Consider the following 340-nt stretch of genomic DNA (forward strand, 5'->3'; position numbering starts at 1 on the left):
TCAAAATCATTTGCATCCACCACATACAATCTTTTATCTTTTAATTCTTGACTAAAATCTATTAAATGAAAAACTATATAAAGTATTTCAATATTAGGTTCAAAAACAACTATACTTTTATGATTTTCATTTTTTAATAAAGCTTTATATAATAAACCATTACCTAAGCCATAAAAAAATAAAACAGGATATCTTTCATATTTGGTATAAATTTCATTATATTTCTCATCAAAGAATTTTTCAGGATTATCATACAAACTTTGTTTTAACTTATGATCATATATATTTGTATCAAAAGCACTTTTTCCTGCAAATACCTCAAAACGCTCATTTGTTTTTA

The 340-nt window shown here is 22.4% G+C and carries 1 pseudogene; it reads right to left on the reverse strand.

Annotation, left to right across the window (positions count from 1 at the left end):
- Nucleotides 1-340, reverse strand: a pseudogene (locus tag CAMP5060_RS08210) (motility accessory factor); the annotation flags it as partial.

Source organism: Campylobacter sp. 1569 (assembly GCF_024723675.1).
In the GTDB taxonomy this organism is placed as follows: domain Bacteria; phylum Campylobacterota; class Campylobacteria; order Campylobacterales; family Campylobacteraceae; genus Campylobacter_D; species Campylobacter_D jejuni_C.